The following is a 21,741-nucleotide window of genomic DNA, read 5'->3' as shown; positions in this document are numbered from 1 at the left end:
CAACCCTGCAGCTATGTTGCAGATAACAAGCACACCAAAGGCCACTGCACTTGGCAACTTTGCCGAGGCTCTTGTGGTCCTAGGCTGCATAACGCACTACCTTGCTCGCGTTCTTTCTGGGGGATTACATGCTTCGATCTTGGCGCCTAGCCGCCCTACTTGGCGGCCTGCTAATGGCTGCGGCCGCTTCGGCGCGGGACATCGACGCCGCGACCTACGGCTTCCCCTTGACCAACCCGTTCGAGGCGACCATCGCCACCACGCCGCCCGACCAGCGCCCGACGCTGCCCAGCGATGACGAGATCGACCAGAGCGATTACAGCCTGAACCTGCGCCCGGAACGTGAGTTCACCCTGCCCGACAACTTCTGGGCGGTTAAAAAGCTCAAGTACCGCCTGGCCCGCCAGGACCACGAGGCGCCGCTGATCTTCATCATCGCCGGCACCGGTGCGCCGTACTCGAGCACCATCAACGAATACCTCAAGAAGCTGTTCTACCAGGCCGGCTTCCACGTGGTTCAACTGTCGTCGCCAACCAGCTACGACTTCATGAGCGCCGCCTCGCGCTTCGCCACCCCGGGCATCAGCACGGAAGATGCCGAAGACATGTACCGGGTGATGCAAGGGGTACGCGCCCAGCACCCGCGCCTGCCGATCAGCGAGTTCTACCTCACCGGCTACAGCCTGGGCGCGCTGGACGCAGCGTTTGTCAGCCACCTTGACGAAACCCGCCGCAGCTTCAACTTCAAGCGCGTGCTGCTGCTCAACCCGCCGGTCAACCTGTACACCTCGATCAACAACCTGGACAAGCTGGTGCAGACCCAGGTCAAGGGCATCGACCGCAGCACCACGTTTTATGAGCTGATGCTGGAAAAACTCACCCGTTACTTCCAGGACAAGGGCTACATCGACCTCAACGACGCCCTGCTGTACGACTTCCAGCAGTCGCGCCAGCACCTGTCCAACGAACAGATGGCCATGCTCATCGGTACCTCGTTCCGCTTCTCGGCGGCCGACATCGCCTTCACCTCCGACCTGATCAACCGCCGCGGCCTGATCATTCCGCCGAAATTCCCGATCACCGAAGGCAGCAGCCTCACGCCGTTCTTCAAGCGCGCCCTGCAGTGCGACTTCGACTGCTACCTGACCGAGCAGGTGATCCCGATGTGGCGGGCCCGCACCGACGGCAACAGCATCCTGCAACTGGTCAACCAGGTCAGCCTGTACGCACTGGAGGATTACCTGCGCGACAGCCCGAAAATCCAGGTCATGCACAACGCCGACGACGTCATCCTCGGCCCGGGCGATATCGGCTTCCTGCGCAAGGTGTTCGGTGACCGGCTGACCCTTTACCCCCATGGCGGCCATTGCGGCAACCTCAATTACCGCGTCAACAGCGACGCCATGCTGGAGTTCTTCCGTGGCTAACAAATTCCTCCTCGCCACCGCGCTGCTCGTCGCCGCCGGCAATGCCCTGGCCGCGGAAACCGCGCCACGCACCAGTGTGATCGAGGCCGACCCGCAGGTCACCGCCCAGCCGCTGGCCCCCGAAGCGGACGGCTTCATCGACCCACTGCGCGAACTGAAATTCAACCCTGGCCTGGACCAGCGCGAGTTCGAGCGCTCCACCCTGGGCGCGCTGAATATCTACGACCCGCTGGAGTCGCTGAACCGGCGTATCTACCACTTCAACTACCGGCTGGACCAATGGGTGCTGCTGCCGCTGGTCGATGGCTACCAGTACGTCACGCCCAGGTTCCTGCGCACCGGGGTGAGCAATTTCTTCAACAACCTGGGCGATGTGCCGAACCTGTTCAACAGCGTGCTGCAGCTCAAGGCCAAACGCTCGGCGGAGATCACCGCGCGGCTGATGTTCAATACCATCATCGGCGTGGGTGGGCTGTGGGACCCGGCCACCAGCATGGGCCTGCCGCGCCAGAGCGAGGACTTTGGCCAGACGCTGGGCTTCTATGGCGTGCCTGAGGGGCCTTACATCATGCTGCCGGTGCTGGGGCCATCGAACCTGCGCGACACCACCGGGGTGGTGGTGGATTACGCCGGCGAACAGGCGGTCAACTTCCTCAACGTGGCGCAGGCCAGCACCGATCATCCCGAGATCTTCCTGCTGCGCGCGGTGGACAAGCGCTACACCACCAAATTCCGCTACGGCCAACTCAACTCGCCGTTCGAGTACGAGAAGGTGCGCTATGTGTACACCCAGGCGCGCAAGTTGCAGATAGCCGAATAACGCGCCGCCTGTGTAGGAGCGCCCCTGCCGGGGCGCTCCTACAGCCCCAGAAACCGCTCCAGCTCCCGCCGCTTGGCCAAGGCATCGCGCCGCCCCAGCTCGATCAGCTCACTGCAATAGCTGGCCTCGAACAGCAAATAGCTCAACACCCCTGCCCCGCTGGTCCGGGTCGCCCCCGGCCCGCGCAGGAACAGCCGCAGCGCTGCCGGCAGCTCACGCCGATGCCGCGCGGCAATCTCGTCCAGCGGCTGGCTGGGCGCCACCACCAGTACATCGATCGGCGCCAGGCCCAGGCGGCGTGCATCCAGGTGGGCCGGCAGCAGGTGGCTCAAGTGGTTGAGGCGCTGCAACAGCTCGATATCGTCCTCCAGGCTGTCGATGAAGGTGCTGTTGAGCATTCACACCGCCATCGACAGCGGTACACCCTGCAGCCATTCCGGGTGGTAGCGCAACAGCATCTCCAGGCCGCGCTCCTGGTAGGCCGGGAAGCTGATCGCGACCAGCGTCTCGCCCTTGACCTTCTGCGGCGGGCCGAGGCGCTGGAGGATCACGCCGTTGCGAACGAAATAGCGCTCCATGGCCGTGGTGGTCACCGCCACCACCGAACTGGCCCCCAGGTACCAGCCGCATTGCAGGCTGGACCAGAATATCTTCATCGCCAGCTGCGGATCGTCCGCCGCGCTGGCGGCGTAGCGCGAAAGCTCCCAGACCGACGGATCGCTCGGCGGGGTTTCGCTGCACAGGTAGGCGAAGACGTCCTTGAGCAGGTAGGCGTCGGTCGTCGGCAGCAGGCGGGCGCAACCGCAGATGCCCTGGCGGCCCATGGCGACGATGTAGCGGGTTTGCGGATGGTCGAACTGGTCGAATTCCTGGTCGCGGACCCTGGAGGTGGAGACCACGTCCCAGCCCAGCTTCTCGATGAAGACTTGATGCCGGTAGCGTCCCAGCTCGGCGATCATGGCGGCGGAAAGCCCTTCCAGCGATTCAGAGAGCAATTCGATCATGTGCCCACCAATCTGCGCCAGGCTCGGCTGCTGGCCACTGAACACTCGCTGGGTGGGCAACGGTGGCGCTGGCCGCTGCGGGTTGCCGCTGACCCCCACCACCAGCACACGGCTGGCCCCCAGGTGCAAGGCTGGGCTGATCGGCGCCGACTGGCGTACCGCGCCGTCGCCGTAGTACTCGTCACCCAGCCGGACCGGGGCGAACAACAACGGAATCGCTGCACTGGCCAGCAGGTGATCGACGGTCAAGGGTGTGGGCACGCCGATGCGCCGGTGCCGCAGCCAGGCGTCGATGGTGCCGCGGCCTTGGTAGAAGGTCACGGCCTGGCCCGACTCGTAACCGAACGCGGTCACCGCCACCGCGCGCAGGTGCTCGGCGGCCAGCGCTTGGTGGATACCGTTCAGGTCGAGGTGGGATTGCAGTAACCGGCGCAACGGGCTGCTGTCGAGCAAGGCGACCGGCGCATGGCTGCCCAGGCCCAGCAGGCTGTGGCCGACAAAACGACTGGCCTGGCGGACGACCCCTGGCCAGTCGCTGCGGATCACCAGGTGGCTGCGAAAGTTTTGCCAGAACCGGGTGAGCGCCTGCACGGCTTCATTGAAGTGGGTGGCGCCGCTGGCCAGGGCCACGGCGTTGATGGCCCCGGCCGAGGTGCCGACGATCACCGGGAAGGGGTTGGGCGCGGCGGGTGGCAGCAGCTCGGCGATGCCGGCCAGCACGCCGACCTGATAGGCGGCGCGGGCGCCGCCACCAGAGAGGATCAGGCCGGTGGTTGGGGGTGGGGCCATGGAGTGCTCCCAGGGTTATCGGCTGTCAGGGCCCGCGAGAGGCCGGCCCTGCCAGCACACATTTCAGCGCTTTTTCTTGTCGTACAGCCGCGGCGCACCCTCGGGCCGCGACTTGAAGCGCCGGTGCGCCCACAGGTATTGCTCGGGGCACTCGCGCAACACGCTTTCGATCCATTGGTTGATGCGCAGGCAATCGGCCTCTTCACTTTCACCGGGGAAATTCTCCAGCGGCGGATGGATCACCAGACGATAGCCGCTGCCATCCTCAAGGCGCTTCTGCGTGAACGGAATGACCTGCGCCTTGCCCAGCCGGGCAAACTTGGTGGTGGCGGTGACCGTCGCCGCCGGGATACCGAACAACGGCACGAACAGGCTCTGCTTGGCGCCGTAGTCCTGGTCTGGGGCATACCAGATCGCCCGGCCCGAGCGCAGCAGCTTGAGCATGCCGCGCACGTCTTCACGCTCTACCGCCAGCGAATCGAGGTTGTGCCGCTCGCGGCCGCTGCGCTGGATGAAATCGAACAGCGGGTTACCGTGCTCGCGGTACATGCCGTCGATGGTGTGCTCCTGGCCGAGCAGCGCGGCGCCGATCTCCAGGGTGGTGAAGTGCACGGCCATCAGGATCGCGCCCTGCCCCGCCTGCTGGGCGGCTTGCAGGTGCTCGAGACCTTCGATGTGCGCCAGGCGCGCCAGCCTGGCCTTGGGCCACCACCAGCTCATGGCCATTTCGAAGAAGGCGATGCCGGTGGAGGCGAAGTTCGCCTTCAACAACCGGCGCCGTTCGTCGACGGACAGTCCCGGGAAGCACAGCTCCAGGTTGCGCGCGGCAATGCGTCGACGCTCACCCGCCAGCCGATACATCAGCGCGCCCAGGGCGCCACCGAGCTTCAGCAGGGCACGGTACGGCAGCTGCACCACCAGCCACAGCAGGCCCAGGCCAAGCCACAAGCCCCAGAACCTGGGGTGGAGGAAATAGGGACGAAAACGCGGGCGTTCCATTGAAGCTTCCGGTAAGTCAAAGGCCGAGCATTCTACATCGGATCGGCGCCGGTTGCGGCCAACCGGTCTTATCGTTATAAGTCAGGGCACTTTTTTCGCAACAAGCCGTCTATGCAGACCATGAGCCCAAACCACACACCCGACACCGCCTCCGTGTTCCAGCTCAAGGGCAGCATGCTCGCCATCACTGTGCTGGAGCTGGGGCGCAACGACCTTGAAGCCCTCGACCGCCAGCTGGCGGCAAAAGTGGCCCAAGCCCCCAATTTCTTCAGCAACACGCCGTTGGTGCTGGCGCTGGACAAGCTGCCGGCCGGCGAAGGGGCGATCGACCTGCCCGGGCTGATGCGCATCTGCCGCCACCATGGCCTGCGGACGCTGGCCATTCGCGCCAACCGCATCGAGGACATCGCGGCGGCGATCGCCATCGACTTGCCGGTGTTGCCGCCCTCCGGCGCCCGCGAGCGGCCACTGGAACCCGAGCCCGAGGTGAAGAAACCCGAGCCGGCCCCGGTGCCAGCGCCGGCCCCGGAGCCGGAAATCCGTCCCACCCGCATCATCACCTCACCCGTGCGGGGTGGCCAGCAGGTCTACGCCCAGGGTGGCGATCTGGTGGTCACCGCGGCGGTCAGCCCGGGTGCGGAACTTCTTGCCGATGGCAACATCCATGTGTACGGCCCCATGCGCGGCCGCGCCCTGGCCGGTATCAAAGGCAATACCAAGGCCCGTATCTTCTGCCAGCAGATGACCGCCGAAATGGTCTCCATCGCTGGGCAGTACAAGGTCTGCGAAGACCTGCGCCGCGACCCGCTGTGGGGTGCCGGCGTGCAAGTCAGCCTGTCCGGTGATGTGTTGAACATCACCCGTCTTTAACGGATACTTGCCGTCATTTTTAGAGCAACTTTTTTACCTGTTGCCGTTTTTGCATTTTGCTGGGACACGTGTCCCGACTTATTTAGGGGTGAAACACCTTGGCCAAGATTCTCGTCGTTACTTCCGGCAAGGGGGGTGTGGGCAAGACCACCACCAGCGCCGCCATCGGCACCGGCCTCGCGCTGCGTGGCCACAAGACGGTCATCGTCGACTTCGACGTGGGCCTGCGTAACCTCGACCTGATCATGGGCTGCGAACGCCGCGTGGTGTACGACTTCGTCAACGTGGTCAACGGCGAAGCCAACCTGCAGCAGGCCCTGATCAAGGACAAGCGCCTCGAGAACCTGTACGTGCTGGCCGCCAGCCAGACCCGCGACAAGGACGCGCTGACCAAGGAAGGCGTCGAGAAGGTACTGATGGAGCTCAAGGAGCAGTTCGAGTTCGTCGTCTGCGACTCGCCTGCCGGTATCGAAAAAGGTGCGCACCTGGCGATGTACTTCGCTGACGAGGCCATCGTCGTGACCAACCCGGAAGTCTCCTCGGTACGTGACTCCGACCGCATGATCGGCCTGCTGTCGAGCAAGTCGCGCCGGGCAGAGCAAGGCGATGATCCGATCAAGGAACACCTGCTGATCACCCGCTACCACCCGGAGCGCGTCGAGAAAGGCGAAATGCTGGGCGTCGAAGACGTCAAGGAAATCCTCTCGGTCGAACTGCTGGGCGTCATCCCGGAATCTCAAGCGGTACTGAAGGCATCCAACCAGGGCATCCCGGTTATCCTCGACGACCAGAGCGATGCAGGCCAGGCCTACAGCGACACCGTCGACCGGCTGCTGGGCAAGCCAAAACCACTGCGGTTCATCGAAGTGCCGAAGCAAGGATTCTTCGCGCGCCTGTTTGGAGGCAAATAAACCATGAACCTTTTTGACTTCTTTCGTGGCAGACAGAAACAGAGCAGCGCGTCGGTAGCGAAAGAGCGTCTACAGATCATCGTGGCGCACGAGCGCGGCCAGCGCAGCGAACCGGACTACCTGCCGGCCCTGCAGAAAGAGCTGCTCGAGGTGATCCGCAAGTATGTGAACATCGGCAGCGATGATGTGCATATCGAGCTGGAAAACCAGGGCAGTTGCTCGATTCTTGAGCTGAACATCACCTTGCCTGATCGCTGACTCAGCGACCTGGGTTGATTATTGGGGCTGCTTCGCAGCCCATCGCCGGCAAGCCAGCTCCTACAGAGTCCGCGCTGTACCTGTAGGAGCTGGCTTGCCGACGATGGGCCGCAAAGCGGCCCCAATGGTTAATTTGACCGAGAACCTGCAATGCCGCTGTCGAACGTCCAGATCCTCCATGAAGATGCCGCCATCCTGGTGGTCAACAAGCCGACCCTGCTGCTGTCGGTACCCGGCCGTGCCGACGACAACAAGGACTGCCTGATCACCCGCCTGCAGGAAAACGGCTACCCCGATGCGTTGATCGTCCACCGCCTGGATTGGGAAACCTCAGGCATCATCCTGCTGGCCCGCGACGCCGACAGCCACCGCGAGCTGTCACGCCAGTTTCATGACCGCGAGACCGAAAAGGCCTACACCGCACTGTGCTGGGGCCAACCGGCGCTGGGCAGCGGCAGCATCGACCTGCCGCTGCGCTACGACCCGCCGACCAAGCCGCGGCATGTGGTGGACCATGAGCAAGGCAAACATGCCCTGACCTTCTGGCGCATCATCGAACGTTGCGGCGATTACTGCCGGGTCGAGCTGACCCCGATCACCGGGCGTTCGCACCAGCTGCGCGTGCACATGCTGTCGATCGGCCACCCGCTGCTGGGCGACCGGTTGTACGCCAACCCTGAAGCCTTGGCGGCGCATGAACGGCTGTGCCTGCATGCGGCAATGCTCGGTTTCACCCACCCGGTGAGCGGCGAAAGGTTGAAGTTCGAGTGCCCGGCGCCCTTCTGAAGGGCCCGACACAATTTGTGATCTATCTGCGCTAAACTCGCGCCACTGCTGTCTGGAGTGAGTTATGCGCGAAGCACTGAATACCGGCCTGATCGATTTCCTCAAGGCCTCCCCCACGCCCTTCCACGCCACCGCCAGCCTGGCCCAGCGCCTCGAGGCTGCCGGTTACCAGCGCCTGGACGAGCGTGACAGCTGGGCCACGGTGCCCGGCGGCCGCTACTACGTCACCCGCAACGATTCGTCCATCATCGCCATCAAGCTGGGCAAGCAGGCACCGCTGCTGAGCGGTATCCGCATGGTCGGCGCGCACACCGACAGCCCGTGCCTGCGGGTCAAGCCGCAGCCCGAGCTGCAGCGCCAGGGCTTCCTGCAACTGGGCGTGGAAGTGTACGGCGGTGCCCTGCTGGCGCCGTGGTTCGACCGCGACCTGTCGCTGGCTGGGCGGGTCACCTTCCGCCGTGATGGCAAGGTCGAAAGCCAGCTGATCGACTTCAAGCTGCCGATCGCGATCATCCCCAACCTGGCCATCCACCTCAACCGCACCGCCAACGAAGGCTGGATGATCAACCCGCAGACCGAACTGCCGCCGATCCTGGCCCAGGTCGCGGGCGACGAGCGCATCGACTTCCGCGCCCTGCTCACCGAACAGCTGGCCCGCGAACACCAGCTGAACGCCGACGTGGTGCTGGATTACGAACTGAGCTTCTACGACACCCAGGATGCCGCCCAGATCGGCCTGCACGGCGACTTCATCGCCGGGGCCCGGCTGGACAACCTGCTGTCGTGCTATGCCGGCCTGCAAGCGCTGCTGGCCGCCGACAGTGACGAAACCTGCGTGCTGGTGTGCAACGACCACGAAGAGGTCGGCAGTTGCTCGGCCTGCGGCGCCGACGGCCCGATGCTGGAACAGACGCTGCAGCGGCTGCTGCCAGACGGTGACGCCTTTGTGCGCACCATCCAGCGCTCGCTGATGGTATCGGCCGACAACGCCCACGGCGTGCACCCGAACTACGCCGACAAGCACGACGGCAACCACGGGCCCAAGCTCAACGCCGGCCCGGTGATCAAGGTCAACAACAACCAGCGCTACGCCACCAACAGCGAAACCGCCGGGTTCTTCCGCCACCTGTGCATGGCCGAAGAAGTGCCGGTGCAGAGCTTCGTGGTGCGCAGCGACATGGGCTGCGGCTCGACCATCGGCCCGATCACCGCCAGCAACCTGGGCGTGCGCACGGTCGACATCGGCCTGCCGACCTTTGCCATGCACTCGATCCGTGAGCTGTGCGGCAGCCATGACCTGGCGCACCTGGTGAAGGTACTCACCGCGTTCTATCGTTGCCGCGAATTGCCTTGAGCCTGCAGTTGTAAGCACTGGCCTCTTCGCGGGACGAGCCCGCTCCCACAAGCAGCGGTGAACCTGTGGGAGCGGGCTTGTCCCGCGAAGAGGCCGGCACAGGCACTGCAACTGCCCAGGATCAATCCCGCTTCGCTTGCCACGGGCTATGCTTAGTACATGGCCCCAACGCAAAAGGATTGCAGTCCATGTCCCCCTTCCTGTCCCTGTTCGTGCCGGTGTTCCTGTTCCTGATGCTGCTGACCATCGGCTTCAGCCTGCGCGAGCGCAACATTGGCGTGCTGATGATGTGGATCGGCACCCTGGGTATCTTCGGCCTCACTTGCTGGAAGATCCTGGAGAAACTGCCCACATAAACCTCTACACTCGGGCAATCGTTTGACCTGAGGTAGATTTCCCGGTGCCAACCCTTCTGCGTTGCCTTGCCCTGCTGTTGTTTCTGTTCATCGCCCCGGTCCAGGCGGCGGGCCTGCCGAGCCTGCTGGGCTCCAGTGCGCCCGCCCAGCCCGAGGCCACCGAGCCGCTGGGCAAGTCGCTGGACGAGGTGATCAAGAACCTGGAAAACGACCAGCAACGGGCCAAGCTGCTGGCCGACCTGAAAAAACTTCGCGACGCCACCAAGCAATCGCAACCGACCGCTGAACAGGGCGTGCTGGGCCTGATCGGCGGCGCGCTGCATGACTTCGAAAAACAATTCAGTGGCGACGCCAGCCCGTTCAACCGCTGGGCGCTGGAGTTCGAGCAGGCCCAGGCCGAATTGGTCGAGCTGGTGGTCCCGGTGCACCAATGGCCGGCGATCCTGTTTGGCTTTGCCGCGATCATCGCCGTGTGGAGCCTGCTGGCCTATGCCTTCAACTGGATCGGCCACCGCGTTCGGGTGCGCTTCGGCCTGACCGAGGAGCTGCCCCAGCACCCGCGTACCTGGGACCTGGTGCGCTTCGCCCTGCGCAAGCTCGGGCCGTGGCTGGTGGCGCTGGTGTTCACGGTGTACCTGAGCTTTGCCCTGCCCTCTTCGCTGGGCAAGTCGATGGCCATGGTGCTGGCCTACGCGCTGGTGGTGGGCACCTGCTTCTCGGCCATCTGCGTGATCGCCTTCTCGCTGCTCGACGGCCCGCACCGCCACCGTGCCCTGCACATCCTGCGCCACCAGGCTTTCCGCCCGCTGTGGCTGATCGGCAGCTTCGCCGCGTTTGGCGAGGCGATGAGTGACCCGCGCATGACCGTCGCCCTCGGCACGCACCTGGCACACGCGCTGGCCACCCTGGCCAATGTCATCGCCGCCCTGTGCACTGGGTTGTTCGTGCTGCGCTTTCGCCGCCCGATCGCCCACCTTATTCGCAACCAGCCGCTGTCCCGGCGCCTGACCCGGCGCACGCTCAGCGACACCATCGAGATTCTCGGCAGCTTCTGGTTCGTCCCGGCGATGATCCTGGTGGCGATCTCGCTGTTCGCCACCTTCGTTTCGGCCGGCGACACCAGCACCGCCCTGCGCCAGTCGCTGATGTGCACGGTGCTGGTGGTGGTGTGCATGGTGCTCAACGGCCTGGTGCGCCGCCACGCCGCCAACCCCAAACGCGCCAACAAGCGCCAGGCGGTGTACACCGAACGCCTGCGCAACTTCGGTTATGTGCTGGTGCACCTGTTCATCTGGCTGGTGTTCATCGAGCTGGGCTTGCGCGTCTGGGGCCAGTCGATGATCAGCTTTGCCGAGGGTGATGGCCATGAAGTCAGCCTGCGCCTGCTGGGCCTGGCTGGCACGCTGATTGTCGCCTGGCTGGTATGGATTCTCGCCGACACCGCCGTGCACCACGCGCTGGTGCGTTCGCGCCGCGGCCTGGCCAACGCCCGTGCGCAAACCATGATGCCGTTGATCCGCAACGTGATGTTCGTGGTGATTTTCATCATTGCGGTGATCGTCGCCCTGGCCAACATGGGCATGAACGTGACGCCGCTGCTGGCCGGTGCCGGTGTGATCGGCCTGGCGATCGGTTTTGGCGCGCAGTCGCTGGTAGCCGACCTGATCACCGGTCTGTTCATCATCATCGAGGACTCGCTGGCCATCGACGACTACGTCGACGTTGGCGGCCACCTGGGCACGGTCGAGGGCCTGACCATCCGTACCGTGCGCCTGCGCGACATCGACGGCATCGTGCATACCATCCCGTTCAGCGAAATCAAGAGCATCAAGAACTACTCGCGCGAGTTCGGCTACGCGATCTTCCGCGTGGCCATCCCGCACAGCATGAATATCGACCAGGCCATCACGTTGATCCGTGAAGTGGGGCAGAAGCTGCGCAACGACCCGCTGATGCGCCGCAATATCTGGTCGCCGCTGGAACTGCAGGGGGTCGAGAGTTTCGAGTCGGGCTCGGCGATCTTGCGGGCACGCTTCAAGACCGCGCCGATCAAGCAGTGGGAAGTGTCGCGGGCGTTCAACCTGGCACTGAAGCGGCAGCTGGATGAAGCGGGGTTGGACCTGGCGACGCCGCGGTTGTCGGTGCAGGTGGTGACCGCGGGCGGTGGCGGCATGGCAGAGGCCGGTGCCTCCAGTTAAGGCCTCATCGCCGGCAAGCCGGCTCCCACAAGCACCCCACTGCTCTCAAAGGCAGCGCTGTACGGAGCCGGCTTGCCGGCGAGTGGGCTGCAAAGCCCTACCCGGCATGGGCACGGATGCGGATCGCATCATGCCGCCAATACTCAAGGTCACAGTCGATCAGATGCCCATGCTGGTCACTGTTGACCCGGGTGATGTGCAGCCCTGGGCTGCCCGTGGTCACCCGCAGTGCCGCCGCCGCGTCCACCGGTAACGCCGTGGGCAAGATCTCGAAGCACACCTGCCCATAGCGAATGCCGTACACACGTGCATAAATCTCGGTCAGCGACTGCGCCAGGTCCTGTTCGAGAATCGCCGGGAAATGCTGCGGGTTGAGGTAATGCTCGGCATACAGCACCGCCCGCCCATCGATGCGCCGCAACCTGCAGATCTGCACCACGCTGGACAGCGCCGGCAGGCGCAAACGCGCGCAGATCGCCGCCGATGCCGGCTGCAGGCGCGCCGAGAGCAACTCGGTGGCTGCTTCCCGCCCCTGGTCCCGCACCATCGCATGAAAGTGGCTCCGCTCGATCAGGTCGTAGGTCAGCCGTTGCGGCGCGACGAACCACCCGCGCCGCTCCTCACGGTAGATCAGCCCCTGGGCTTCCAGCTGCGCCAGCGCCTCACGCAGGGTGATGCGCGTGGTGTCGAACACGTCGCTGAGCTTGCGTTCGGCCGGCAGCTTGCCGCCCGGCGCCAACAGGCCGTGCTCGATCTGCTCCTGCAACGCATGGCAGATGGCTGTTACCGCACGCGGTGGCATCGACTGCATCAAGGGTTACCTATCTGGACTAGTCCAGCCCCAGAACAGGGCACTTGGAGAATAGTGCAAGCCTAGGCAGGGCTGATGAACATCCTGTGACAAAGGCGCTGAGCGGCCTCCTCAGGATGACTGCCAGATTCGCGCCAACCCTGATGAATCGGGCCTTGCGATCTGGGCTACGCTGTATTTCCAGGAACCTCCAGCAGCCGGTTCAGGCCCTCTCCTACATCAAACTGTCATGCAACCGGCCTACCTTGGCGCAAGGTTTGCTGACCTAGACCAAAGGTTCCCAAGCAAAGGCTTCACTCATAACAACGATCGCGTAAGGCACCCACCCAAGGAGCTTCGGATGAAAAAGTTGTTCATGGCGTCACTGCTCGGCTCGGCCATCACCCTGTGTACTTCGGCCATGGCTGCCGGCACCGACCTCAAGGCCCTGGAAGACGCCGCCCGCAAGGAAGGCACCGTCAACAGCGTGGGCATGCCCGATGCCTGGGCCAACTGGAAAGGCACCTGGGATGACCTGGCCAGCAAGTACGGCCTCAAGCACAGCGACACCGACATGAGCTCGGCCCAGGAAATCGCCAAGTTCGAGGCCGAGAAGGACAACGCCAGCGCCGATATCGGTGACGTGGGTGCAGCCTTCGGCCCGATAGCCGTGGCCAAGGGTGTTAGCCAGCCGTACAAGCCGAGCACCTGGGACCAGGTACCGGAATGGGCCAAGGACAAGGACGGGCACTGGGCGCTGGCCTATACCGGCACCATCGCCTTCATCATCAACAAGGACCTGGTGAAGGAAGAGGAACGCCCTAAAACCTGGCATGACCTGGAAAAAGGCAAGTACAAGGTCGCCATCGGTGACGTCGGTACCGCCGCCCAGGCTGCCAACGGCGTACTGGCCGCGGCCATCGCCTACAAAGGTGACGAGAGCAACGTCGCGCCGGGCCTGCAGCTGTTCACCAAGCTGGCCCAGCAAAAACGCCTGTCGCTGGCCAACCCGACCATCCAGACCCTGGAAAAAGGCGAAGTGGAAGTCGGCGTGGTGTGGGACTTCAATGGCCTGAGCTACCGTGATCAGATCGACCCCAAGCGCTTCGAAGTGCTGATCCCCTCGGACGGGTCGATCACCTCGGGCTACACCACCATCATCAACAAGTACGCCAAGCACCCGAACGCGGCCAAGCTGGCACGTGAATACATCTTCAGCGACGCCGGGCAGATCAACCTCGCCAAGGGGCATGCCCGGCCGATCCGCGCCGAGCACCTGAAACTGCCGGCCGACGTGCAGGCCAAGCTGCTGCCCAACGAGCAGTACGGTGCTGCGCAGCCGATCAAGAATGCCGAAGTGTGGGAAGCGACCTCGAAGAAGCTGCCGCAGATGTGGCAGGAGCAAGTGATCATCGAGATGGAGTAAGGGGCTAGTTTTCTAGCGCCTGAACCGGCCTCTTCGCCGGCGAGCCGGCTCCCACCGGGCAGCACAGTTTTCAGCCCTGTGGTGTACCTGTGGGAGCCGGCTTGCCGGCGATGAAGGCAACGCGGTTATTGACTGGAGCCACCATGCAACACAACGTCATCCTGGTCCTGCTCGACGGCCTCAACCACCAGGTCGCCCACCACGCCATGGGCCACCTGCACGCCTATGTCGAAGCCGACCGCGCCGCGCTGTACCGCGTGGAATGCGAGCTGCCGTCGCTGTCGCGGCCGCTGTACGAGTGCATCCTCACCGGCGTGCCACCGATCGACAGCGGCATCGTGCACAACAACGTCAACCGCCTGTCCAACCAGCGCAGCGTGTTCCACTATGCCCGCGAGGCCAACCTGGGCACCGCCGCCGCGGCCTATCACTGGATGAGCGAACTGTACAACCGCTCCCCCTTCGACCCGCAACGCGACCGCCATACCCACGCGCCCAAGCTGCCGATCCAGCATGGCCTGTTCTATTGGGACGACCGTTACCCCGATTCACACCTGCTGGCCGACGCCGAATACCTGCGCCGCCGCCATGCACCGAATTTTCTGCTGGTGCACCCCATGAGCATCGATGACACCGGCCACCGCCACGGGCTGGACAGCAGCCAGTACCGAAACGCCGCGCGCAGCGCCGACATCCTGCTGGCCGACTACCTGCCGCGCTGGCTCGAAGAGGGTTACCAGATACTGGTCACCGCCGACCACGGCATGAACAATGACCGCTCGCACAATGGCCTGCTGGCCGAGGAGCGCGAGGTGCCGCTGTTCGTGTTCGGCGACGCCTTCAGCCTGGACCCTGCCGCCAAGCCGCTGCAGACCGAACTGTGCGGGACCATCTGCGAATTGCTCGGCGTGCCCCACGACAAGACCGTCTGCCGGGAGCTGCTCAAGTGACCACCACCCACAGCCGCAGCGCCCGTGGCCGCTACCTGGCCCTGCTCTGCCTGCTGCCGTTCGCCGTGTTCTTCGTCATCTTCCAGATTGCACCGCTGGCCTGGGTGGCGATCAACAGCGTGCAATCGGAAGCCGGCTGGGGCATCGAAAACTTCAGCAAGGTGTTTGCCTCGAAGTTCTACCTGCAGGCGCTGCAGCGCAGCCTGGAGATCAGTTTCTGGTCGAGCCTGTTCGGCATCGTCATCGCCACCCTCGGCGCCTACTCGCTGCGCCAGGTGGATTCGCGCCTGCGCGACTTCGTCAGCGCCTTTGCCAACATGACCAGCAACTTCGCCGGCGTACCGCTGGCCTTTGCCTTCATCATTCTGCTGGGTTTCAACGGCGCACTGACCCTGCTGCTCAAGCAGGTCGGCCTGCTGGAGGACTTCAGCATCTACTCCAAAAGCGGCTTGATCCTGGTGTACACCTACTTCCAGATCCCACTCGGCGTGCTGCTGCTCTACCCGGCCTTCGACGCCCTGCGCGAGGACTGGCGCGAGTCGGCCGCGCTGCTCGGCGCCAACCACTGGCAGTTCTGGCGGCACATCGGCCTGCCGGTGCTGGCCCCGGCGTTGCTCGGCACGTTCGTCATTCTGCTGGCCAATGCCCTGGGCGCCTATGCCACGGTGTATGCACTGACCACCGGCAACTTCAACGTGCTGCCGATCCGCATCGCCGGGCTGGTGGCCGGCGACATCAGCCTTGACCCCAACCTGGCCAGCGCCCTGGCCATGGTGCTGGTGGGCCTGATGACCCTGGTCACGGTGGTGCATCAATGGCTGCTCAAGAGGAGCTACCATGCGCGCTGATTCCAACGCTGCCAGCCTGTACCACCGCCTCGTGGTGTACCTGCTGTTCCTGATCCTGCTGCTGCCGCTGGCTGGCACCTTGCTCTATTCGCTGGCCACCAGCTGGTCGGCCAGCCTTCTGCCCAGCGGCCTGACACTGAAGTGGTACCTGGCACTGTGGAGCGAGCCGCGCTTTCTGGCCGCCTTCGGCCAGTCGCTGCTGGTGTGCATGGGCGCCCTGCTGCTGTCGGTGGTGCTGATCCTGCCGCTGCTGTTCGTGGTGCACTACCACTTCCCCAAGCTCGACGCGCTGATGAACATCCTCATCCTGCTGCCGTTCGCGGTACCCCCGGTGGTGTCGTCGGTGGGCCTGCTGCAGCTGTACGGCAGCGGGCCGATGGCCATGGTCGGCACGCCGTGGATCCTGATCGGCTGCTACTTCACCATCGCCCTGCCGTTCATGTATCGGGCGATCACCAACAACCTGCAGGCGATCAACCTGCGCGACCTGATGGACGCCGCCCAGCTGCTCGGCGCCAGCACCTGGCAGGCAGCGTTCCTGGTGGTGCTGCCGAACTTGCGCAAGGGCTTGATGGTGGCGCTGCTGCTGTCGTTCTCGTTCCTGTTCGGCGAGTTCGTGTTCGCCAACCTGCTGGTCGGTACCCGCTACGAAACCCTGCAGGTGTACCTGAACAACATGCGCAACAGCAGCGGCCACTTCAACAGCGCCCTGGTGATTTCGTACTTCGCCTTCGTGCTGGTGTTGACCTGGGTCGCCAACCGCTTGAACAAGGACAAGACCTGACATGAGCTTCGTCAGCGTACAGAAACTGCATAAGAGCTACGCCGGCACGCAGGTGTTCGAGAACATCGACTGCCAGATCGAACGCGGCGAGTTCGTCACGCTGCTCGGCCCGTCCGGCTGCGGCAAGTCCACGCTGCTGCGCTGCATCGCCGGGCTGACCCCGGTGGACAGTGGGCAGATCCTGCTCGATGGCCAGGACATCGTGCCACTCAGCCCACAAAAGCGCGGCATCGGCATGGTGTTCCAGAGCTACGCGCTGTTCCCCAACATGACCGTGGAGCAGAACGTCGCGTTCGGCTTGCGCATGCAGAAAGTGAAAGCCGACGAGCGCCAGGCGCGGGTGCGCGAGGCCCTGGAGCTGGTAGAGCTGGGCAGCTTTGCCGGGCGCTACCCGCACCAGCTGTCCGGCGGCCAGTGCCAGCGCGTGGCCCTGGCCCGCTCGCTGGTCACACGCCCCCGCTTGTTGCTGCTGGACGAGCCACTGTCGGCACTGGATGCGCGCATCCGCAAGCACCTGCGCGAGCAGATTCGCGGCATCCAGCGCGAACTGGGGCTGACCACCATCTTCGTCACCCATGACCAGGAAGAAGCGCTGACCCTGTCGGACCGCATCTTCCTGATGAACCAGGGGCGCATCGTCCAGAGCGGCGATGCCGAAACCCTCTACACCGCGCCGGTGGACCTGTTTGCCGCCGGCTTCATTGGCAACTACAACCTGCTCGACCCCGACAGCGCCAGCCGCCTGTTGCAGCGCCCGGTAGCCAGCCGCCTGGCTATCCGCCCGGAATCGATCACCCTGGGCCGCCAAGGCGAACTGGACGGCGAGGTCCGCAGCCACAGCCTGCTGGGCAACGTGATCCGCTACCGGGTGCGGGTGCGCGACGTCGAACTGGTGGTCGATGTGCTCAACCGCTCATCCGCCGACCTGCACGCGGACGGGCAACGGGTATCCTTGTCGATCAACCCCACGGCGCTACGGGAAGTGGCCTAAGGAGATTCAACACATGGCACTGGCAATTTTCGACCTCGACGAAACCCTCATCCACGGGGACTGCGCGTCACTGTGGAGCGAGCAGATGGCGCGGCTGGGCTGGGTCGACGGCAAGGCCTTCCTGCGCCGCGATCATGAGCTGATGGAGGCCTACGGCAAGGGCCACCTGGCGATGGAGGACTACATGGCCTTCAGCCTCGAGCCGATTGCCGGGCGCACGCTGGAAGAAGTCGAGCACTTGGTCGAGCCGTGGGTCGAGGAGGTGATCGAGCCGATCATATTTGGCGATGCCTGCCGCTGCATTGCCGAGCACCGCAAGCGTGGCGACCGCATCCTGATCATCTCGGCGAGCGGTACGCACCTGGTGGGGCCGATTGCGGCGCGGCTAGGCGTGGATGAATACCTGGCGATCGAACTGGAAGCGGTGAACGGGGTGTATACCGGCAACACTCATGGGGTGCTGACCTACCGAGAGGGCAAGATCACTCGGTTGCTGGAATGGCTGGATCAGGAGCAGGAGAATCTGGAGGGGGCGAGTTTCTATTCCGATTCGCGTAACGACTTGCCGCTGTTGCTGAAAGTGGACCATCCGCATGTGGTGAACCCGGATGCGGTGTTGCGTGAGCATGCCGAGAAGAATGGGTGGCCGATACTGAGCTGGAGCTGAAAAACTTCAGCGGCTGGTCCGGCCTCATCGCCGGCAAGCCGGCCCCCACAGGTTCACCACAGCTTCAAATAGTGTGGGGTTGCTGTGGGAGCCGGCGATGAGGCCTTCAAGCGTTAAACCAAGCTCGGGTCGATGACCATCACCAGCTTGCCCGACACCTGGTTGCTCTCAAGTGCGGCATACGCCGCCTGGGCGAACGCGACCGGGTAGGTATCCACCAGTTGCGGCGACAAGCGCCCTTCGGCGAACAGCGGCCACACCTGCTGCAGCAACTCGCGCAACAACTCGGCCTTGAAACCGTCGTCGCGGTTGCGCAGCGTGGAACCGGTGATCTCCAGGCGTTTGCCCAGCACCTGCGCCAGGTCCAGCTCGAACTTGCGCCCGCCCATCAAGCCAATGATCACCCAACGCCCGTCACGCGCCAGCAGCTTGAGGTTGAGTTCCCCGTAACTGGCACCGACCGGGTCGAGGATCACGTCGAACGGCCCGAAACCTTCAAGCGCTTCGAGGTTCTCGTTACGCACCACCCCACCGGCAGCCCCCAAAGCCTCGCAATACGCCAGGCGGTCCTGCGAACCAACGCTCACATACACGGGGTTGCCAAACGCCTTGCACAGCTGAATGGCCGCCGAGCCGACGCCACTGGCCCCTGCGTGCACCAGCACCTTTTCGCCCGCTTTCAGGTTGCCCAACTGGAAGATGTTCAACCACGCCGTGGCATACACCTCGGGCAGCGCCGCCGCTTCGTGCAGGCTCAGGCCCTCGGGCACCGGCAGCACATGGCGGGCATCCACCACCACTTCCTCGGCCATCGCCCCGCTGGCCAGCAACGCGCAGACCCGGTCGCCCACGCGCCAGTCGGCGCCTGGCCCCACTTCCTCGATCACCCCGGCGCACTCCAGGCCCATGTAGGGGCTGGCGCCTGGCGGTGGCGGGTACAGCCCCTTCATTTGCAACAGGTCGGCGCGGTTCAGCCCGGCAGCGGCCACTCGAATGCGTACCTGGCCGGCGTCAAGGGCCGGGCGCACCGCCTCAACCCACTCCACATGTCCGTCTTCGCCTTGCAATGCCTTCACAGTGCCTCCATAGTTGAATCATGACTGAGCCTGGGGAACCCTCGCCCCGGGCTTTTTGCAGTATTTGTCCGGCTCCATGGAACCGGCAACGGAAAAGACGGCCTACTATGCGTGATCAATTGCCTCCACGTCGAATCAGCATGAAGCATTTCCTACCTAGCACCGCCCTGGCCCTCATGATCGGCCTCGGCAGCCTCACGCTCGGCGGCAATGCGGCGGCCGCCAACAAGTGGGACAGCCTACAGCCGGACCGTGACGAAATCGTCGCCAGCCTGAATGTGGTGGAGCTGCTCAAGCGCCACCATTACAGCAAGCCGCCACTGGATGACGCCCGCTCGGTGATCATCTACGACAGCTACATCAAGCTGCTCGACCCTGCGCGCAGCTATTTCACTGCGGCCGACGTCGCCGAGTTCGACAAGTGGAAGACGCAGTTCGACGACTTCCTCAAAAGCGGCAACCTCGAGCCTGGCTTCACCATCTACAAACGCTACCTCGATCGCGTCAAACAGCGCCTGGACTTTGCCCTGGCCGAGCTGAACAAGGGCGTCGACAAGATCGACTTCACCACCAAGGAGACCTTGCTGATCGACCGCAAGGATGCCCCGTGGATGAAGAACCAGGCCGAGCTCGACGACCTGTGGCGCAAACGCGTCAAGGACGAAGTGCTGCGCCAGAAGATCGCTGGCAAAGAGCCCAAGCAGATCCAGGAAACCCTGACCAAGCGCTACAAGAACCAGCTGGCGCGCCTGGACCAGACCCGTGCCGAGGATATCTTCCAGGCCTACATCAACACCTTTGCCCAGTCCTACGACCCGCACACCAATTACCTGTCGCCGGACAACGCCGAAAACTTCGACATCAACATGAGCCTGTCGCTCGAAGGCATCGGCGCGGTGCTGCAGAGCGACAACGACCAGGTCAAGATCGTCCGCCTGGTGCCGGCAGGCCCTGCCGCCAAGACCAAGCAAGTGGCCCCGGCCGACAAGATCATCGGCGTCGCCCAAGGCAACAAGGAAATGGTCGACGTGGTCGGCTGGCGCCTGGACGAAGTGGTCAAGCTGATCCGTGGCCCGAAAGGCTCGGTGGTGCGCCTGGAAGTCATTCCGGCCAGCAACGCACCTAGCGACCAGACCAGCAAGATCGTTTCGATCACCCGTGAAGCGGTCAAGCTTGAAGAGCAGGCGGCGAAGAAGTCGGTGCTCAAGCTCAAGCAGGACGGCCGTGACTACAAGCTGGGCATCATCGAGATCCCGGCCTTCTACCTGGATTTCAAGGCATACCGTGCCGGCGATCCGGAGTACAAGAGCACCACGCGTGACGTGAAAAAACTGCTGACCGAACTGCAGAAGGAAAAGGTCGACGGCGTGGTCATCGACCTGCGCAACAACGGCGGTGGTTCTTTGCAGGAAGCCACCGAGCTGACCAGCCTGTTCATCGAGAAAGGCCCGACCGTGCTGGTACGCAACAGCGACGGCCGTGTCGACGTGCTCGAGGACGAAAACCCCGGCGCCTTCTACAAAGGCCCGCTGGCGCTGCTGGTCAACCGTCTCTCGGCTTCGGCCTCGGAGATCTTCGCCGGCGCCATGCAGGACTACCACCGCGCCCTGATCATCGGTGGCCAGACCTTCGGCAAAGGTACCGTGCAGACTATCCAGCCGCTCAACCATGGCGAGCTGAAGCTGACCCTGGCCAAGTTCTACCGGGTTTCCGGGCAAAGCACGCAGCACCAGGGTGTGCTGCCGGACATCGATTACCCGTCGATCATCGACACCAAGGAAATCGGTGAAAGCGCTCTGCCCGAGGCCATGCCGTGGGATACCATCCGCCCGGTGGTCAAGCCGGCGGCAGACCCGTTCAAGCCGTACCTGACGCAGCTCAAGGCCCAGCATGAAGCGCGCAGCGACAAGGATGCGGAATTCACCTACATCCGCGACCGCCTGGCGCTGACCAAGAAGCTGATGGACGAGAAGACCGTCAGCCTCAACGAGCAGGACCGCCGCGCCCGCCACGACGAGGTCGAGGCCAAGCAGCTGGCCCTGGAAAACACCCGCCGCAAGGCCAAGGGTGAAGAGCCGCTGAAAGAGCTGAAGAAAGAGGACGAGGATGCGCTGCCGGTGGAGGATGAGAACACCAAGCCGGAAGATGATGCTTACCTGTCTGAAACTGGGCGCATCTTGATTGACTACCTCAGTGCCAGCACCAAGGTGGCCAAGCAGTAATCAGATGGAGGTTGGGTGAAACATGAAAGGGCCGGGCATGTGGAATGCTCGGCCCTTTTTGTTTGTGGCGAAGTGGTTGTCTTGAGATTTGGGGCGCGGCGCAAATCGAGCGCCGCCCGCGCGGCGCTTCGCGGGGCAAGCCCGCTCCCACATTTGTTGCAACGTGCCATTCCAGTCAGGCCATGGTTGTCCGCCTTGGCGCATGACTGAAGACA

Annotated in this window: 21 protein-coding genes and 2 pseudogenes; 16 read left to right on the top strand and 7 right to left on the bottom strand. The window is 63.9% G+C overall.

Annotated features, from left to right (window positions below; translation table 11 throughout):
* Positions 1 to 128 precede the first annotated feature (128 nt).
* Positions 129 to 1,427, top strand: coding sequence for a serine/threonine protein kinase (locus ACNQPL_RS17960; protein ID WP_416467439.1), 1,299 nt, complete (start codon positions 129 to 131; stop codon positions 1,425 to 1,427).
* Complete coding sequence (locus ACNQPL_RS17955) at positions 1,420 to 2,247, top strand: VacJ family lipoprotein (RefSeq protein ID WP_346615655.1); 828 nt, start codon at positions 1,420 to 1,422, stop codon at positions 2,245 to 2,247. The genes ACNQPL_RS17960 and ACNQPL_RS17955 overlap by 8 nt, the downstream gene beginning before the upstream one ends.
* A 38-nt stretch (positions 2,248 to 2,285) precedes the next feature.
* Here ACNQPL_RS17955 and ACNQPL_RS17950 read toward each other — a convergent pair.
* The 4 genes and pseudogenes from ACNQPL_RS17950 to ACNQPL_RS17935 all read right to left on the bottom strand — a co-directional run.
* Positions 2,286 to 2,645: pseudogene (locus ACNQPL_RS17950) on the bottom strand (patatin-like phospholipase family protein); the annotation flags it as partial.
* On the bottom strand, positions 2,646 to 3,206 hold the full coding sequence (gene rhlI, locus ACNQPL_RS17945; RefSeq protein ID WP_416467489.1) for an acyl-homoserine-lactone synthase: 561 nt from the start codon (positions 3,204 to 3,206) through the stop codon (positions 2,646 to 2,648). It abuts the pseudogene before it with no gap.
* A 12-nt stretch (positions 3,207 to 3,218) separates the two neighbouring features.
* Positions 3,219 to 4,040, bottom strand: a pseudogene (locus tag ACNQPL_RS17940) (patatin-like phospholipase family protein); the annotation flags it as partial.
* 63 nt (positions 4,041 to 4,103) lie between these two features.
* A complete protein-coding gene (locus tag ACNQPL_RS17935) occupies positions 4,104 to 5,039 on the bottom strand; it encodes a lipid A biosynthesis lauroyl acyltransferase (RefSeq protein WP_346615653.1) in 936 nt (311 codons plus the stop codon).
* A gap of 111 nt (positions 5,040 to 5,150) precedes the next feature.
* Here ACNQPL_RS17935 and minC point away from each other — a divergent pair, with 111 nt between their 5' ends.
* From minC to ACNQPL_RS17900, 7 genes are all read left to right on the top strand, one after another.
* Positions 5,151 to 5,909: a septum site-determining protein MinC gene (minC, locus tag ACNQPL_RS17930; protein ID WP_346615652.1), complete on the top strand. Its 759-nt coding sequence runs from the start codon at positions 5,151 to 5,153 to the stop codon at positions 5,907 to 5,909.
* A 98-nt stretch (positions 5,910 to 6,007) separates the two neighbouring features.
* A complete protein-coding gene (gene minD / locus ACNQPL_RS17925) occupies positions 6,008 to 6,820 on the top strand; it encodes a septum site-determining protein MinD (RefSeq protein ID WP_110996258.1) in 813 nt (270 codons plus the stop codon).
* Positions 6,821 to 6,823: 3 nt separating this feature from the next.
* Positions 6,824 to 7,078, top strand: coding sequence for a cell division topological specificity factor MinE (minE, locus tag ACNQPL_RS17920; protein ID WP_043206650.1), 255 nt, complete (start codon positions 6,824 to 6,826; stop codon positions 7,076 to 7,078).
* Positions 7,079 to 7,228: 150 nt separating this feature from the next.
* Positions 7,229 to 7,864 (top strand): RluA family pseudouridine synthase, encoded by a 636-nt coding sequence (locus tag ACNQPL_RS17915; protein WP_416467437.1) that lies wholly within the window; start codon positions 7,229 to 7,231, stop codon positions 7,862 to 7,864.
* Between the two features lie 64 nt (positions 7,865 to 7,928).
* The gene (locus tag ACNQPL_RS17910; RefSeq protein WP_346615650.1) at positions 7,929 to 9,218 is read left to right on the top strand and encodes a M18 family aminopeptidase; all 1,290 of its coding nucleotides are present in this window, start codon (positions 7,929 to 7,931) and stop codon (positions 9,216 to 9,218) included.
* A gap of 188 nt (positions 9,219 to 9,406) precedes the next feature.
* A complete protein-coding gene (locus ACNQPL_RS17905) occupies positions 9,407 to 9,574 on the top strand; it encodes a hypothetical protein (RefSeq protein ID WP_011532728.1) in 168 nt (55 codons plus the stop codon).
* 44 nt (positions 9,575 to 9,618) lie between these two features.
* Positions 9,619 to 11,772 (top strand): mechanosensitive ion channel family protein, encoded by a 2,154-nt coding sequence (locus ACNQPL_RS17900; RefSeq protein WP_346615649.1) that lies wholly within the window; start codon positions 9,619 to 9,621, stop codon positions 11,770 to 11,772.
* Positions 11,773 to 11,869: 97 nt separating this feature from the next.
* On the opposite strand, the gene ACNQPL_RS17895 is transcribed toward ACNQPL_RS17900, so the two are convergent.
* Positions 11,870 to 12,583 carry a UTRA domain-containing protein gene (locus ACNQPL_RS17895; protein ID WP_346615648.1) on the bottom strand — a complete coding sequence of 238 codons (714 nt, stop codon included), beginning with the start codon at positions 12,581 to 12,583 and terminating at the stop codon, positions 11,870 to 11,872.
* Positions 12,584 to 12,923: 340 nt separating this feature from the next.
* Here ACNQPL_RS17895 and ACNQPL_RS17890 point away from each other — a divergent pair, with 340 nt between their 5' ends.
* The 6 genes from ACNQPL_RS17890 (at position 12,924) to ACNQPL_RS17865 (ending at position 18,228) form a co-directional block, all read left to right on the top strand.
* The gene (locus ACNQPL_RS17890; RefSeq protein ID WP_346615647.1) at positions 12,924 to 13,988 is read left to right on the top strand and encodes an ABC transporter substrate-binding protein; all 1,065 of its coding nucleotides are present in this window, start codon (positions 12,924 to 12,926) and stop codon (positions 13,986 to 13,988) included.
* 143 nt (positions 13,989 to 14,131) lie between these two features.
* The gene (locus ACNQPL_RS17885) at positions 14,132 to 14,938 is read left to right on the top strand and encodes an alkaline phosphatase family protein (RefSeq protein ID WP_346615646.1); all 807 of its coding nucleotides are present in this window, start codon (positions 14,132 to 14,134) and stop codon (positions 14,936 to 14,938) included.
* Positions 14,935 to 15,786: an ABC transporter permease gene (locus ACNQPL_RS17880; RefSeq protein WP_416467436.1), complete on the top strand. Its 852-nt coding sequence runs from the start codon at positions 14,935 to 14,937 to the stop codon at positions 15,784 to 15,786. Before ACNQPL_RS17885 ends, ACNQPL_RS17880 begins: the two co-directional genes overlap by 4 nt.
* Positions 15,776 to 16,570: an ABC transporter permease gene (locus ACNQPL_RS17875; RefSeq protein ID WP_346615644.1), complete on the top strand. Its 795-nt coding sequence runs from the start codon at positions 15,776 to 15,778 to the stop codon at positions 16,568 to 16,570. The genes ACNQPL_RS17880 and ACNQPL_RS17875 overlap by 11 nt, the downstream gene beginning before the upstream one ends.
* A gap of 1 nt (position 16,571) precedes the next feature.
* Complete coding sequence (locus ACNQPL_RS17870) at positions 16,572 to 17,561, top strand: ABC transporter ATP-binding protein (protein WP_416467435.1); 990 nt, start codon at positions 16,572 to 16,574, stop codon at positions 17,559 to 17,561.
* A 13-nt stretch (positions 17,562 to 17,574) separates the two neighbouring features.
* Positions 17,575 to 18,228, top strand: a complete 654-nt coding sequence (locus ACNQPL_RS17865) for an HAD family hydrolase (protein ID WP_416467434.1) — start codon at positions 17,575 to 17,577, stop codon at positions 18,226 to 18,228.
* Between the two features lie 113 nt (positions 18,229 to 18,341).
* Here ACNQPL_RS17865 and ACNQPL_RS17860 read toward each other — a convergent pair whose 3' ends face one another.
* On the bottom strand, positions 18,342 to 19,304 hold the full coding sequence (locus ACNQPL_RS17860) for an NAD(P)H-quinone oxidoreductase (protein WP_416467433.1): 963 nt from the start codon (positions 19,302 to 19,304) through the stop codon (positions 18,342 to 18,344).
* A 140-nt stretch (positions 19,305 to 19,444) separates the two neighbouring features.
* Here ACNQPL_RS17860 and ACNQPL_RS17855 point away from each other — a divergent pair, with 140 nt between their 5' ends.
* Positions 19,445 to 21,526 (top strand): carboxy terminal-processing peptidase, encoded by a 2,082-nt coding sequence (locus tag ACNQPL_RS17855; protein WP_346615640.1) that lies wholly within the window; start codon positions 19,445 to 19,447, stop codon positions 21,524 to 21,526.
* Here the strand turns inward: ACNQPL_RS17855 and ACNQPL_RS17850 are convergent.
* A partial coding sequence (locus ACNQPL_RS17850; RefSeq protein ID WP_416467431.1) for a hypothetical protein occupies positions 21,527 to 21,741 on the bottom strand: 215 nt, incomplete at its 5' end.

Origin of the sequence: Pseudomonas sp. LFS044, assembly GCF_047978245.1 — a bacterium.
GTDB lineage: Bacteria > Pseudomonadota > Gammaproteobacteria > Pseudomonadales > Pseudomonadaceae > Aquipseudomonas.
This window is presented reverse-complemented; position numbering and strand designations above follow the sequence as displayed.

Coding starts and splice junctions, on each gene's coding strand:
- ACNQPL_RS17895 (WP_346615648.1), bottom strand. CDS start 12,583: ATGCAGTCGATGCCACCGCGTGCGGTAACAGCCATCTGCCATGCGTTG.
- minC (WP_346615652.1), top strand. CDS start 5,151: ATGCAGACCATGAGCCCAAACCACACACCCGACACCGCCTCCGTGTTC.
- ACNQPL_RS17875 (WP_346615644.1), top strand. CDS start 15,776: ATGCGCGCTGATTCCAACGCTGCCAGCCTGTACCACCGCCTCGTGGTG.
- ACNQPL_RS17870 (WP_416467435.1), top strand. CDS start 16,572: ATGAGCTTCGTCAGCGTACAGAAACTGCATAAGAGCTACGCCGGCACG.
- ACNQPL_RS17910 (WP_346615650.1), top strand. CDS start 7,929: ATGCGCGAAGCACTGAATACCGGCCTGATCGATTTCCTCAAGGCCTCC.
- ACNQPL_RS17885 (WP_346615646.1), top strand. CDS start 14,132: ATGCAACACAACGTCATCCTGGTCCTGCTCGACGGCCTCAACCACCAG.
- ACNQPL_RS17865 (WP_416467434.1), top strand. CDS start 17,575: ATGGCACTGGCAATTTTCGACCTCGACGAAACCCTCATCCACGGGGAC.
- ACNQPL_RS17960 (WP_416467439.1), top strand. CDS start 129: ATGCTTCGATCTTGGCGCCTAGCCGCCCTACTTGGCGGCCTGCTAATG.
- ACNQPL_RS17935 (WP_346615653.1), bottom strand. CDS start 5,039: ATGGAACGCCCGCGTTTTCGTCCCTATTTCCTCCACCCCAGGTTCTGG.
- ACNQPL_RS17890 (WP_346615647.1), top strand. CDS start 12,924: ATGAAAAAGTTGTTCATGGCGTCACTGCTCGGCTCGGCCATCACCCTG.
- ACNQPL_RS17855 (WP_346615640.1), top strand. CDS start 19,445: ATGAAGCATTTCCTACCTAGCACCGCCCTGGCCCTCATGATCGGCCTC.
- rhlI (WP_416467489.1), bottom strand. CDS start 3,206: ATGATCGCCGAGCTGGGACGCTACCGGCATCAAGTCTTCATCGAGAAG.
- ACNQPL_RS17905 (WP_011532728.1), top strand. CDS start 9,407: ATGTCCCCCTTCCTGTCCCTGTTCGTGCCGGTGTTCCTGTTCCTGATG.
- minE (WP_043206650.1), top strand. CDS start 6,824: ATGAACCTTTTTGACTTCTTTCGTGGCAGACAGAAACAGAGCAGCGCG.
- ACNQPL_RS17915 (WP_416467437.1), top strand. CDS start 7,229: ATGCCGCTGTCGAACGTCCAGATCCTCCATGAAGATGCCGCCATCCTG.